This window comes from Tetragenococcus koreensis (genome assembly GCF_003795145.1).
Classification (GTDB): Bacteria; Bacillota; Bacilli; order Lactobacillales; family Enterococcaceae; genus Tetragenococcus; species Tetragenococcus koreensis.
On record NZ_CP027786.1, the window covers coordinates 1,218,032 to 1,232,139 of the forward strand.

A 14,108-nucleotide genomic window follows, 5' to 3' on the forward strand; every position below is an offset into this window, starting at 1 on the left:
TGCCACGTTTAGATGACACAGCTTTCACATTGATTGCTGCCGATTTCTTCTTCATCTTCAGTAAACGTACGTACATAATAAATTGATTTGATGCCCTTATGAAAGGCGTAATTTCTTAAAATATTCAAATCACGGGTCGTTTGTTTATTGGTATCAGTCTTCCATTCATAAAGTCCTTCTGGAATTTCTGAACGTAAGAATAGCGTTAAACTCATTCCTTGATCCACATGCTTTTGTGCTGCAGCGTAGATATCAATAACTTTACGCATATCCGTATCGTATGCTGATGTATAATAACCAATCGTATCATTATCCAAATGAGCAGCTGGATAATAAATTTTACCAATTTTCTTTTCTTGGCGTTCTTCAATCAAACGCGTAATTGGGTGGATACTAGCACTTGTATCATTGATATAAGAAATTGAGCCTGTTGGTGCAACTGCTAAACGGTTTTGATGATACAAGCCGTGTTTTTGCACTTCATCACTAAGTGCTTGCCAATCTTGGGCACTTGGAATAAAGACACCTTCAAATAAAGACTGCACTTTATCAGATTTGGGTTGTGGAGCATTGTCAATATAAGAAGCAAAATAGCTACCATCAGCATAGTCAGACTTTTCAAAGTTGTGGAACGTAACGCCCCGCTCTTTGGCAATATTATTGCTTTCAACTAGCGTCCAATAATTTAACAACATGAAATAAAGATCCGTGAATTCAATGGATTCAGGAGAACCATATTCCATATGATTTTTAGCAAAATAACTGTGCAACCCCATTGCTCCTAAACCAATCGTATGGTTTAAATGATTCCCATTTTGGATCGTTGGCACGACATCAATGTCAGAAGTATCCGTAACAAAAGTTAAAGCACGTGTCATTGCTTGTACCGACTTCCCAAAGTCAGGACTGTCCATTAAGTTACCGATATTGGTCGATCCCAAATTACAACTGATATCAGTACCCAACACTTCATAATCTTGTTTACCATTAATGACAGAAGGTTTTTGTACCTGCATAATTTCTGAGCATAAGTTACTCATAATAATCTTGCCGTCAATTGGGTTGGCACGGTTAGCCGTATCAATATTGATAACATAAGGATAACCCGATTCTTGTTGCAATTTAGAAATTTCATCTTCTAATTCACGCGCACGAATTTTAGTCTTGCGAATATTTGGGTTATGCACCATACGATCATATTCTTCGGTAATGTCCACATAAGAGAAAGGAACGCCATATTCTTTTTCTACACTGTAAGGACTAAATAAATACATGTCTTCATTGTTTTTGGCTAATTCGTAAAATTTATCTGGCACTAGTGTCCCTAAAGAAAGAGTTTTAACCCTTACTTTTTCATCTGCGTTTTCTTTTTTAGCTGATAGGAAACTGATGATATCTGGATGGAAAACATTCAGATAAACCACACCAGCGCCTTGACGTTGGCCTAATTGATTGGAGTAGCTAAAACTATCTTCAAACAATTTCATTACCGGTACCACACCACTAGCAGCACCTTCATAACCTTTAATCGGCGCTCCTGCTTCCCGTAAGTTAGATAATGTAATTCCTACACCGCCGCCAATACGAGAAAGTTGTAAAGCAGAGTTAATGCCGCGTCCGATAGAGTTCATATCATCGGTCAGCTGTACTAAAAAGCAAGAAACCAACTCACCGCCGCGCTTTCTACCTGCGTTTAAGAAAGAAGGCGTCGCTGGTTGATAGCGTTGATGAATCATTTCATCCGCCAAATCAAGCGCTAGCTCTTCATCCCCATCAGCGAAATATAAAGCATTAATCGCTACTCGATCTTCATAGCTTTCTAGATATTGACTACCATCGTTTGATTTTAACGCATATTGCGAATAAAACTTATAAGCAGCCATAAATGAATGAAAATGAAAATCTTGTTCCTTTAAAAAGGCATAGAATTTTTCAAGAAATTCCGGCGTATATTTTTTGATAAATGTTTCATCTAAAAATTCATTTTCAATTAGATAATTTATTTTATCCGTAGCAGAATCAAATTTCATGGTATTTGGCTCTACGTTTTCTTTGAAGAAAGCGTCTAGTGCTTCTTGGTCCTTATTTAATGGAATTTGTCCGTTAACTGGACGATTAATTTCATTATTAAGTTTAAAGTAGCTGACGTCTTTTAATGTTTTTAAACTCATGCGTACACAACCTTATCTATAAAAATAATGGGACTAAAACAAAAAAGAAGGACTTGCTAGTCAAAAGAGACGGACAAATCCAAGTCTTTTTTTGTATTTGATCAAAGAATTGCTCAGCTTGCTAATTGACGCAATTGATCTGGACGGAATCCAACGACTGTTGTAGCGTCCGATGTAATTACAGGAACACTTTGAAAGCCTTGTTCTTTTAACCAATCAAGTGCATTGGGTTCATTATCGATATTAACTTCTTCAAAACTAATATTATTTTCAGCTAGGAAGCGTTTTGTCATTTTACATTGCATACAATTATTTTTAGAGAATAGTGTAATATTCATGGTGATTCCTCCTCGGTATTTCGTTTAATCAACTGTGTCTATCATATAATGAGTGGTTAACAAAAGTCAACAACAAAATACCATATCTAGTGTTTGTGAATGTCAAAAACACTAATTGTTGTGTTTTATCCACAATTTTTTAAAAGTTTTTTGCTGATAAATGAGGAGTTTGCGACGTCTTTTGTACTAAAAAAAGCACGAAAAAATGTTTAAAAAAATCCGATTGTGAAATCCATCTCAATAGGAAAATTTATCTCACTTTAATAAAAATTTTATTCATCCATTTGCTGTTCAAACATCGCTTTACGTTCTTCAAAAGAAACTTCTTTATGGACTTGATGTAACATCCATTGATAACCAAAAGTATCTGCTACTACTGCATTTGTTACGCCAAAATCAGACATATCAGTTAGCGGCATTAATTCTTGCCAACCATGATCAAGTGCGCGCTGAAAAGTTTCTTTAATATCAGGAACCATTACATTTAACCAAATTGGTACAATAGTTTCTTGAGGAGCTTGCATTCCAGCTTCAGGATTTTCATCTAGTAGATGAATTCGCGTACCATAAATCGTAAATACGACTTCATTTTGCCCCTTAGGAAAATCTGTTTTTTCAATTAGTTCTGTCTCAAAAATTTCTTGATAGGTTGCAAAAGCTTGTAGCGCATCGCTTACAACGATGTCAATTTCTACTCCTGTATACATAATAATAACTCCCTCCGTTTTTTTCTTAATAAGTTTAACATAGTAGATAAACTTCAACAATTTTTCGCGCGAAAAATAGTGTTTGAAAAATGACAAAGGTTCTTGCATTTTTTTACGCTCAATGATAATATAATGAGGTACTTAAAAAGCGGGCTGTTAGCTCAGTTGGCAGAGCAGTTGACTCTTAATCAACGGGTCGAGGGTTCGAGCCCCCCACAGCCCATGGGTGCCAAACCCACGAGGAGAAGAATGTTGGTGCGAAAGCATTTTGAAAACATTTCTTGCTCCTCTTTTTTTGTGATTAAATAATTATCAACTTGTTATTCATGGATTTAGATGGTCTAGAATCCCCACAGAAATTTCTTCTATTCTTACGCAGAGGGCTGTGAAGCGTTCAGGTTAGATATATCATTTTTTTCTCATGCCTTGGATTAACATGCCTAGAATAAGGATTGATAAAATAACAAAAACGACTAAATTAGTCTGGTAGCCTGCCAATGTTCCTTTCATTAAAGAGACATATTCACCTTGCATTAACCCCATAATTGAAGCACTTAAGGCAATACCTAATGAACCAGCATAAGATTGAGCTGTCATATAAATTGAATTTCCATCATCTACCATTGTTCTCGGTAATTTTGATAAGCTAAGTGTCATTATATTACTATAGCTTAATCCTAAACCGATCATAAAAGACCCATACGTGATTGCTAAAAATTGCGGACTTGGTTTAACTATGACCATTAGAATAAAGCTAACGAGTATCCATATTGCTCCGCCAAAAATCGGAATTCGTTGCTTTAATTTATCATAGATTATTCCACCGAAAATGGATACTAGCCCATTTACAATGGCTGCTGGCGTAACTAACAAACCTGCTATCGCCGTATTTTGATTAAACCCCAACTGTAACACATTAGGAATAAGATACGATATACTCAATGACATTAGCTGCAACAAGAAAAAAGAAAGTAATAGCTGTATAAATCCTCGCTTCTTAAAAATTGTCAAATTAAGTAATGGTTCGCTTTGTTGATTTTCATGTTTTATGAAGGATATTACAAAAATGACGACTAACCCACCGAGCGCTAATCTCAATAGATTCGAAAAAGAAGACGAAGTGATACTGTTAATCAACAAAAGACCGCTTAATAAAACAACTGCTAATCGTATGCCCCCCTTAATATCAAATTGGTTCCTTCCAACTTGAATATCTTGTTCAATGTATTTCTCACCTAATAAGTACGCAATGATTATCATTGGAATTAAAAACGCAAAAACGAATTTCCAATGAAAATGTTGCGAAATGAGACCTCCATAAATAGGGCCAACTGCTGGCGCAAATGCGAGTACAAGGCTTCCTAATCCCATAAATGTCCCAAGCTGCTTTCTTGGCGCTTGACTGATAATTACCGAAAACATCAATGGTAATACTAATCCATTCGCAACCCCTTGAATTAGCCTTCCTAAAAGTAGTGTTAAAAAGTTGTTTGAGAGAATGACTAACATTGTTCCAGCGAAAAAACTACCTGTAGCCATACGAAAAAGCGTAATAATTTTAAAACGTTTCCTAAAAAAAGCTCCGAAAGGAATAATCACAGTTGAAACTAGCATATATCCACTGGTCAACCATTGAACGACTCCGCTAGAAATTTGGAATTGCTGCATTAGTACTGGAAATGTAATATTTAATGCTGTCTCAATCACAATTCCCAAAAAGCTGATGATCCCAAGAGCTAAAATGGCAAAAATTAAACGTTTATTTTTCATCAACATTCCCCTTCTTGTTAATGAATAGCACATAAAAATACGTTAAGTCCCTAGCCTATTCTTTTTTAAAGCTATCATTAATTACGTGTTCACTTTTTATTGTTCCTCTATTTATAATTATAGTTAATTATGATAAATTAAACAGGACATATGTCCGCTTTTTAATTTAACCTGTTAGGAGAGAAATCCTTTGAATAACCAAGAATTGAAGCATACCCAACAACTCCTCAATGATATGAATTTGTCTGATATATATACGAACGAGGTTCTCACTCGCTCCATTTATTTACACTTTACAAATAAGTTACAGGTTATCCATTCAAGTGATCCTCTTGATGCGCTCTTTTTTATTTTAATCGGAAAGGTTTTTGTTACTTCTTATTCTTCAAATGGTGATAAAGTAATCATAGATAATATGAAATCAGGTGAGTTTTTTGGGGACATTGAGCTTTACAGTGGTAAAGTGTCTTCCTTACATAATATCGTTTCTACGCCCAATACAATCATTCTAAAAATTCCTGCAAAAATAGTCAGGAAACAGCTTAATTATCATATTCCTTACTTAAACTTTATGTGCGTTAAATTAACAGAGAAGTTAACAAATACTTCCTCTAATTATTCTAAAACTTTACTTTTACCTGCTAAAAATAAACTAGCTCGTTACATCACTGAACAATTTGAATTAACGCAACATGATGACATCCCTTTTTCAGTGAAAAGAGTATCGGAAATTTTGGGAATATCTGACAGGCATCTTCGCAGATTAATACAAGAATTAGAAAAAAACGAATTAATATCCAAAACACGTTCACATTTAAAAATTATAGACCTAAAAACATTGTATAGTTTAGCAAACCTTTAAATTAACTATAAGTAATAAAAAAAGAAGCATGAAATTTTTCATACTTCTCTTTATTACTTTTATCTATTGTTAAATTTATTGGTTTTACTGTACTAGAAAATAGAACTGTATATCAAACAAACTTTACACTTACAACAAATAATCACTCGTGACCCCTATCAGCTCTTCAATAACATGACTTCCATCTTCCACCGACGGATTTTCATCAGATAATGCTACCGCAAGGTATTCATTATCTCCTTGCGATACTTTCCCAATGCTCGTAACAATCCATTCACCACTTACACCATCAGTTAACCAGCCATTTTTGAAAGAAACATCATCTGAACCGGCATAGACGCCCCAACTTTGATCTTCATCGATTTGAGTCATCAAGTCGATGATATAGTCTTGGGATTCATCTGAAATATAATCGGAAGGTAAATATAATTCTTTCAACAATTTCATTTGATCTGTAGCCGTTGTCGTACTGTTTCCCCAGTTTCCTAAGTTCACTGTTGTATTGCTCATACCTAACTCATCAAAGATGGTTTGTAAAGATTCAAACCCACCTAAAGATTCATTTAAAAGTGCTGAAGTCGCGTCATTATCACTACTTAAAATCATAGAAGATAGACGTTGCGTCTCTTCTTCTGTTAGCTCTTCTTGATTGATTTCTTTCTCGTGGAATAACAACATAGCGACTGCTACCTTGACAATACTGGCGGTTTCATAGAGACGATCTTCTTCATCATTGGTATACCTATAGGTTTCTTCTGTATCGAGATCATAAACCATAAACTCTAAAGAATTAGGATACTCTTCTGCTAATTGATCTCCTGTTTGCTGCAATTGTTCTTCGAGATTATCTTCCTCTTTTTGCGGTTCTTTTGCTACTTCTGAACGGGTAGTCGTTGTACTTTCGGCAGTTTCCTCTTCATTTATCTCCACGGAATCTTCGTACCAAAACCCAATCGCCAGAAGTAAAATAATTCCTAATAATACGGGTAAAATTTTTAAAAATTTATTCATTCTTTTGCCTCACTCTATTTTTTATTCACTTCTAAGAAGCCTTAGTGTTACCTTGTTCTTCCACAAAATAAACTTTGTACCAAACAAGGAAAGAATAAATCGTCCAAATTCTACGCCGTGCATCAATTTCTTGTTGATAATTACGATCTAACAAATCTAATATTTTTTCTTGGTCAAAAAACTCAGCTGCAAAATCAGCCGCAAATATTTCTCGTACCTCTTTATAAAAACGTTCTTCATGTAACCAATCTTTAATCGGCACTGGAAAGCCTAACTTTTTACGGTTGGCCCATTCCTCAGGCAAGTGGCGGTGCGCTGCTTTACGAAAAGCGTACTTCGTATTTTTACTATTTAACAAATACTTGGATGGGATTTTTTCGGCTACTTCCATTAAACGGATATCAAGCAGAGGCGTCCGTGCTTCTAAAGAATTCGCCATGGTCATTTTATCTGCTTTTAATAAAATATCTTTAGGCATCCATTGGTGCATATCTAGGTATTGCATTTTCTTCAACTCCGGCAAATCAGGTACTTTTTGGTATTGCTTATCGACAATGTCATGCACGGATTCGCTTTGTTGATAGGCTGGTTGTAAGTAACCAACTGCTTCGTCTTCATCAAAAACTTTGGCTTGTCCAATAAAGAAGTCTTCCACAGGTGCTGTGGATTGATATAAATGGAGTCTCCCATGAAAATTACGGGTATTTTTTAACCGACTTGCTAAACGATAACGTGATTTTCTAGGCAGCTTTTTCAACCCTTGGGCAAAGACACGCACCATTTTTGAATTGGAAGAAAATCCATATTCTGTATACCCTGCGAATAGTTCATCTGCCCCTTCACCTGAAAGAACAACTTTGACATGTTCTCTTGCGAGTTTCGCTAAAAAGTAAAGCGGGACACAGGAAGCATTGGAAGATGGCTCATCTAAATGATATTGAATCGTAGGAAACGCCTCAAAGGCTTCTTCTGATTCGATGACGCGTGAATAGTTGTTTAGGTTTAAAATGTCTGTTAATTTTTTTGCTTCGGATGATTCATTGTAAGTGTGTTCACCAAAGCCAATCGAAAACGTATAGTTAGGTTGCGTAAGTGTTGTCACTAGACTAGAATCCACCCCACTGGAAAGGAAAGTTCCCACTTCCACGTCACTTACTAAATGGGCCTCAGTAGTTTCTTGAACTGCTTGGTCGATCATGTCAATTGCTTCATCTTCAGTCATTTTTTCTTCAGTATATTGAGGATCCCAATATTGTGTAAATGTTACTTGTCCATCTTTGACAAAAAAATAGTGACCTTCTGGGACGCGATAAACATCTTTGAAAAATGTTTCATCTGTAGCAGGATATTGAAAGGTCATGTACGGTTTTAGAGCTCCTGGATTGATCCTTTTTTCAAATGCTGGATGATCCAAAAAGCTTTTAATTTCGGATCCAAACATAAAGGTATCATTTTTGTGGTAATAATATAGTGGTTTGATACCAAAATGATCACGTGCGCCGAATAGTTCTTGTTTTTCTCGGTCCCAAATGGCAAAAGTGAACATCCCACGTAATTTTTTTACGATTTCCGTTCCATATTCTTCATAGCCATGCAAGATAACTTCAGTATCTGCATTGGTCTTAAAAATATGCCCTTTTTCTTGCAGATCTTGTTGTAACTCTTGATAGTTATAGATCTCGCCATTAAAAATGACTGCTTTGGAGTCATTTTCATTGAATATCGGCTGGTTTCCAGATTTTAAATCAATAATGCTCAAACGACGGAAGCCTAGTGCCCCCCCCCCGTCAATGAATTTTCCCGAGTTGTCAGGGCCTCTATGGGCAATCCGTTCCATCATTTGTTCAATTTGTTCATTCTTTTCTTCAAACGAATATGTATTATTTACAAAACCAACAATTCCACACATATTTTCTTTTAACTCCTTTAACATAAATTAAATTTTTACAGCTATGAATACTATATCATACGTATAATTTTTGAAAACCCTGTCAAAAGTTATATAACAAAAAAGAAAAACAACTCATTCCATTTATAAAACAAGAACGAGTTGTTTCTTTCCTTAATACTTGTCAGCATAGTGCTTTTCTTAGTTATTAAGTAATGTTAAAACATTATTTAATAACTAGATATCTATAATTATATTCCAGAAAATAAACAAAAAATCGTATTCAAAATGTTTATTCATTACCAACATTAATACTGCGGATGCTAAATAATTGTTTTTAACATGATGTCTCTTTATTAAATTATCATTCACCTTCAAGCACTTTTTTCACACTTTTTTTTATGATTTCAACATCGTCAGGATTTTCTCTTTGCAAACTTGTAGCTTCCGCAATAGCAGCAGAATGAGAAGTTTGTACAGACTGTTTTATATCGGGGTCATCAATGGAATCGATATAATCTCGTTGCTTTTCCCAGGCAGCCTTAATGGAGTCATAGTACTCTTCTGCCTTTTCCTCATTTTCAGAATTATCTTCTGAAGTTTCCTCGGTATCTTCATCTGCAGTGTCTTCTGCACTATTTGGATACTCTTGCACGTACTCTACCATATTTTTACTATCTAGATCTTTCTCTCCTGGATTTTCATCAAAGTTTCTAGCAGCTAGGGACATCGTACCTTCGTCATTGTAAAAAAGATAATACGTATCTCCCTCTATTTTTAGTGAATCATCGTATTCTTCATATTTCTCAACCTTCACCTCGGTATTTACCTTAACATCTCGTTTTTCTCCGCCATCTCCAAGAACTGTAATTTCTTTTGTTGGAGCCGATTCAATAGAAACCGGATAAAGCATATGCTCCCCTTCAGTTAAATCAATACTGATCTCGTTTCCAGAATTATTCAAAGCTTTTGTATCTACATTAATAGCTGGGCGTCGTTCATCTTGATTTGTTTCAAATATTTGATGATGAATTGTTTTTCCAGCTGGATCTTTTCCTCCGACGAAATCATCAAGGTCTACGGCATAAGGAAAATCTTCTTCGTCTTCTACACTACTACTTTCTTCAGACGTTTGTTCAGAACTTGATGCTTCTGTAGACTGAGTAGATGTTTCAGTTCGTTTAGAACTAGAACTTTCCGAAGACTGGACAGATGTTTCAATGGTATTAGAAGTTTCAGATACGGCGTCGTTTGCGGTTTCATTTTGTGCACAAGCAGATAGCACCAACATACTAAATAACAACACATAAACTTTCTTCATAATTTTCACACTCCTTATATCAAGTATAGCATAAAATAATTTCCTAAAAAGTGATTAAATACGCTTCAACCCTTCATCGAATTTATTTGAACTGATGGTATGAAAAACTGGTGTTAGCATCGTCGGCTTAACAACTATGATTAACAAATGAGCAAAAAATTATCCTCTATCTAGTGATGTTGTTCGAATAAAACTTTTACTAGTAACTTTAATAAAATAATCCCGCCAGCTTCAAACTGACGGGAAAAATCTATAATTTAAAAATAAATTGCTAAGTCTAAATTTCAGTTTTCTAATAAAATTTTTAAGTTTCTTTATGTTAAAAATACAAACCAACAATAGTGCCTGTTAAAATGGAAGCTAAAGTTGCACCTAGTAGAAGTTTCATCGAAAATCTTGCAACAAAGCCGCCTTGTTTTTCGCTAATTGATTTGATTGAACCAGTAATAATGCCTACAACGCTGAAATTGGCAAAGGAAATTAAATAAGAAGAAATAATCGCATTTCCTTTCGGAGACAATGTTTCCGCCACTTGGTTTAATTCTCCTAGAGCTGCAAATTCATTCGTTAAAATTTTGGTCGCCATAAGGCTTCCTACTTGAGTAATATCTTCTGATGGAACGCCCATCAAAAAAGCAACTGGGGAAAACATATATCCTAAAACCGTTGTAAATTCAATATTAAAGATGGCCGCAAACGTACTATTCAAAAAAGTAACCAAAGCTACAAAACCTATCAACATCGCCGCTACAGTAGTCGCTAACTTAAATCCGTCTTGAATGTAATTTCCTAGCACTTGAAAAAATGGTTCTTTAGAAACATCTAGTGATTCGGCTGTATTTGCTGAAAATTCCTCTTCTGAAGAAACATCATACGGATTAATGATACACGAGACAATCAGCGCAGATAAGATATTTAAAAAGACAGCAGTCACAACAAATTTCCCAGGTACTAACTGCATATAAGAGGCTAAGACTGTTGCAGAAACAGCACTCATCGCAGAAGCACAGATTGTATAAAGACGCTTTTCATCTAATTTAGGGATTTTCTCTTTAATCGTTAAAAAAACTTCGGGTTGACCTAAGATAGCTGTAGAAACAGCAAAATAACTTTCCAGTTCCCCCATTCCAGCTAGTTTATTCAACAAATAACCCGTCCACTTAATAATAAATGGTAAAATTTTGAGATAATTTAAAATTCCTACCAATGCCGATATAAAAACAATTGGCATCAACACATCCAAAAAGAATACAGTGGCTCCTTTTTGAATTACCAAACCACCAAAAACAAAGTTAACACCACCAGCAGCTTGTTCCATCAGCCAACTAAAAAAGTTAGAGATGCTTCCCATTAATTGAACACCACCGGAAGTATTTAAACAAAGAAAGGAAATAAGCAGTTGTAACGCAAACATTATTCCCATCCTTTTAAACTTAATTTGACTACGATCACTACTTACTAGCCAGCCAATAGCAAAAACCAAAGCTAGTCCTGTTAACAAAAATACAAATTGCATCACTCTGCGCCTCTTTCATCTCATAAATTTAAAAGCTTCTCATTCTTCAACTTATCGTTTGAAAATATTATGCCCAATAAAATATGATAAACCTAACGAATGTCATCATCAAGATCAGCCTGATATTTATATTTGTATTTGCTATTTTCTTCCCTATTAATAAGTAGAATAAAAACTTTTCTTAACCCAAACCACTCTTTACCTAAATACGACTACAAACACTGTATTTCTGTTGAAGTAAAATCAGTACAACATCAAAATGACTATTTATAAAATAGAATCGGATAAAATAAAGAAAATTCAAATAAATTCAATATATTCGCTCAATTATGCTATCTAACAATTTTCCTTTATGATATACTCTTTCTGATAAAGGTGGGGATAACATTTGTTGACAGGGGTTTTTATCAATGGCTTAGCAATAGCCATTGGAAGTTTAATAGGAATATTGTTAAGAAATATTTCTGAAGAAATGAAAGAAACAGTAACAAAAGGAATTGGATTGGGCGTTGTCGTTTTAGGTATACAAATGGCTATTCCAACGCAATCATTTATTGTCATTATGATTAGCCTTTCAATAGGAGCGCTAATAGGTGAAGCATTAAAAATTGAAACTTTAATGAATCGATTCGGTTTATTTTTACAAAAACGTTTTTCTAAATCAGAAAGTAATTTTGCTGAAGGTTTTGTCACAGCTTCTTTGATTTTTGTCATCGGTTCCCTGGGAATTATTGGTGCTATTCAAAGTGGTGTCAGTGGAGATCATGAAACCTTATTAACAAAAGCCGTGATGGATGGTTTTATGGCAATCATGTTAACTGCTTCTTTTGGTTACGGAGTGCTGTTTTCTTCTATTCCCGTTGTGTTATATCAAGGAAGTATAGCGATTTTAGCCAATTTTTTAGTTCAATTAGTATCACCCAGTTTTATGGACGAATTAATGAATGAGATTAGTGCTATCGGTGGGCTGATGATTTTAGGCATTGGTTTAAATTTACTGCAGCTAACAAAACTAAGAGTATCAAATTTTTTACCAGGTATTGTCGTTTTAATTATCCTGCTATCGCTAAAATTTGTAATATAAATAATAGCAAGCATGAAACTATCTATGAAATTGAAAAAACAAAGAAGCACAAAGATAGAAATTTCCTGTCTTTGTGTTTCTTTATCTCTAATATTAATAATCATTGTTGAATAATGGCTGTGATATTCGATTGACACTCTGCTGTTATATCTCTTTGCCACTCTGCTGTTAAAAACTTTCGCCCTGTTATTAACAAAACTAAAAACGGAATAAAAATGCCAATAAACTTATCTAACAAACTTATCTAACAAACTTGCTAGAACAATATCAGAAATTGGAAATGACACTTTATCTAATAAAAATTGTAATAAAAATTCTAGCGGTATTAAAGTATAAAAAAAATAAGACATAAAAAACTCCTATAGACTTAGTTAAAATTTGAGCTCCAGCGATCACAAAAAACTATACTTGTATTTGTTTTTTTATAATACTTTCTTCTTTTATCATTGGTATATATTTTCTTTAGCGATAAAAATAATTAAATAAACCTGATTTAGAACGTTTCTCTCAGCTTTTACTTCAAATAAGTATAGAAGAGCGTATGAATTTACGCTCTTTCGCATTATTTAATAATGAACTTTTCGAAATTACTATATTCGATCATCATTCACGATATCAGAAAAGCCATCTTGCAGTTCCTCGTTATCCGTTTCTGAAAAATAGAAGTTATTTTCCGCGTTTCCTTGGGTTTGTTGCGAGATAAGAACTTTAGGCTCTCCATCATAGATAGTAAAGAAGTACAGATGCTGATCAGGGTACTCTTGCGTGTCAGCATCTGAATACACTGCCACTAATGCATAAGCATCTTCTGAAGCATCGCCATTTTCCGACCATTCAAAATCGATCGGTTCTTCTTCCAGCACCGTATTCCAATCTTTCTTTTCGCCCACAAGTTCATCTGGAATCTGTTCTCCATACCAATCGACATTATTTCCTTGGGAATACTCTTTGTACTCCTGATCCATCGTTTCGCCCCAATCAGTCATAAACGTATCCAATGATTGTGCTTTATCGGTATCCCATAATCTCTCTTCTACTTCTGAAGAAGAGCTAGTGCTTTCTGTAGTATTTGAAGAAGTCGTATTTTCTGTTGTACTTTGGCTAGTACTTTCCACTGTTTCACTTTCTACTAGAGAAGTTGAGGCAGTTGAAGTATTCTCATTAGGAGAAGCTTCAGGTTCCTCCCCCGATTGGCACCCCGCCAATAAAAGCATGCTTACTAGTAATGAAATAGTCAGTCCCTTTTTCATTAAAATCCCCTTTCTTTTGCTATGTGTTTATTTTATGACAAATGACTTCCACGGTGACAAAGACTAGACTGTCGTACGAAAGCTTCCTAATGCTTTCTCATTCTTTCTTAAAGCGCTTACGAATTTTCCTTATAAACTTATCCTATTACAATTTGCTATGAAAGAAAAGTATTTCTATATTTATTCATTC

The 14,108-nt window shown here is 34.7% G+C and carries 11 protein-coding genes and 1 tRNA gene; 3 read left to right on the top strand and 9 right to left on the bottom strand.

All coding sequences use genetic code 11. From position 1 onward, the window contains the following. Positions 1 to 8 precede the first annotated feature (8 nt). The 3 genes from nrdE to C7K43_RS05830 all read right to left on the bottom strand — a co-directional run bounded on the left by nrdE (position 9) and on the right by C7K43_RS05830 (position 3,216). Positions 9 to 2,171: a class 1b ribonucleoside-diphosphate reductase subunit alpha gene (gene nrdE, locus C7K43_RS05820; RefSeq protein ID WP_124006005.1), complete on the bottom strand. Its 2,163-nt coding sequence runs from the start codon at positions 2,169 to 2,171 to the stop codon at positions 9 to 11. A 113-nt stretch (positions 2,172 to 2,284) separates the two neighbouring features. After that, positions 2,285 to 2,509: a glutaredoxin-like protein NrdH gene (gene nrdH, locus C7K43_RS05825; protein WP_124006006.1), complete on the bottom strand. Its 225-nt coding sequence runs from the start codon at positions 2,507 to 2,509 to the stop codon at positions 2,285 to 2,287. A gap of 272 nt (positions 2,510 to 2,781) precedes the next feature. Further along, positions 2,782 to 3,216 (bottom strand): VOC family protein, encoded by a 435-nt coding sequence (locus C7K43_RS05830; RefSeq protein WP_124006007.1) that lies wholly within the window; start codon positions 3,214 to 3,216, stop codon positions 2,782 to 2,784. A gap of 150 nt (positions 3,217 to 3,366) precedes the next feature. Here C7K43_RS05830 and C7K43_RS05835 point away from each other — a divergent pair. Beyond that, positions 3,367 to 3,439: transfer RNA gene (locus C7K43_RS05835), tRNA-Lys, on the top strand. A gap of 185 nt (positions 3,440 to 3,624) precedes the next feature. Here the strand turns inward: C7K43_RS05835 and C7K43_RS05840 are convergent. Further along, positions 3,625 to 4,986, bottom strand: coding sequence for an MFS transporter (locus C7K43_RS05840; RefSeq protein ID WP_157977732.1), 1,362 nt, complete (start codon positions 4,984 to 4,986; stop codon positions 3,625 to 3,627). Positions 4,987 to 5,176: 190 nt separating this feature from the next. On the opposite strand from C7K43_RS05840, the gene C7K43_RS05845 reads away from it, so the two are divergent. Next, positions 5,177 to 5,848: a Crp/Fnr family transcriptional regulator gene (locus C7K43_RS05845; protein WP_124006009.1), complete on the top strand. Its 672-nt coding sequence runs from the start codon at positions 5,177 to 5,179 to the stop codon at positions 5,846 to 5,848. 129 nt (positions 5,849 to 5,977) lie between these two features. Here the strand turns inward: C7K43_RS05845 and C7K43_RS05850 are convergent, their stop codons facing one another. The 4 genes from C7K43_RS05850 to C7K43_RS05865 all read right to left on the bottom strand — a co-directional run bounded on the left by C7K43_RS05850 (position 5,978) and on the right by C7K43_RS05865 (position 11,584). Continuing rightward, a complete protein-coding gene (locus C7K43_RS05850) occupies positions 5,978 to 6,859 on the bottom strand; it encodes a serine hydrolase (protein ID WP_124006010.1) in 882 nt (293 codons plus the stop codon). Positions 6,860 to 6,890: 31 nt separating this feature from the next. Next, the gene (gene asnB / locus C7K43_RS05855) at positions 6,891 to 8,768 is read right to left on the bottom strand and encodes an asparagine synthase (glutamine-hydrolyzing) (RefSeq protein WP_124006011.1); all 1,878 of its coding nucleotides are present in this window, start codon (positions 8,766 to 8,768) and stop codon (positions 6,891 to 6,893) included. Positions 8,769 to 9,111: 343 nt separating this feature from the next. Beyond that, positions 9,112 to 10,068 (bottom strand): hypothetical protein, encoded by a 957-nt coding sequence (locus C7K43_RS05860; protein WP_124006012.1) that lies wholly within the window; start codon positions 10,066 to 10,068, stop codon positions 9,112 to 9,114. A 319-nt stretch (positions 10,069 to 10,387) separates the two neighbouring features. Continuing rightward, positions 10,388 to 11,584 (bottom strand): NupC/NupG family nucleoside CNT transporter, encoded by a 1,197-nt coding sequence (locus C7K43_RS05865; protein ID WP_124006013.1) that lies wholly within the window; start codon positions 11,582 to 11,584, stop codon positions 10,388 to 10,390. A 388-nt stretch (positions 11,585 to 11,972) separates the two neighbouring features. Between C7K43_RS05865 and C7K43_RS05870 the strand changes: the two genes are divergently transcribed. Next, positions 11,973 to 12,668, top strand: a complete 696-nt coding sequence (locus C7K43_RS05870; RefSeq protein ID WP_124006014.1) for a DUF554 domain-containing protein — start codon at positions 11,973 to 11,975, stop codon at positions 12,666 to 12,668. A 590-nt stretch (positions 12,669 to 13,258) separates the two neighbouring features. On the opposite strand, the gene C7K43_RS05875 is transcribed toward C7K43_RS05870, so the two are convergent. Beyond that, positions 13,259 to 13,918: a DUF4767 domain-containing protein gene (locus C7K43_RS05875; protein WP_124006015.1), complete on the bottom strand. Its 660-nt coding sequence runs from the start codon at positions 13,916 to 13,918 to the stop codon at positions 13,259 to 13,261. Between the last annotated feature and the right edge of the window lie 190 nt (positions 13,919 to 14,108).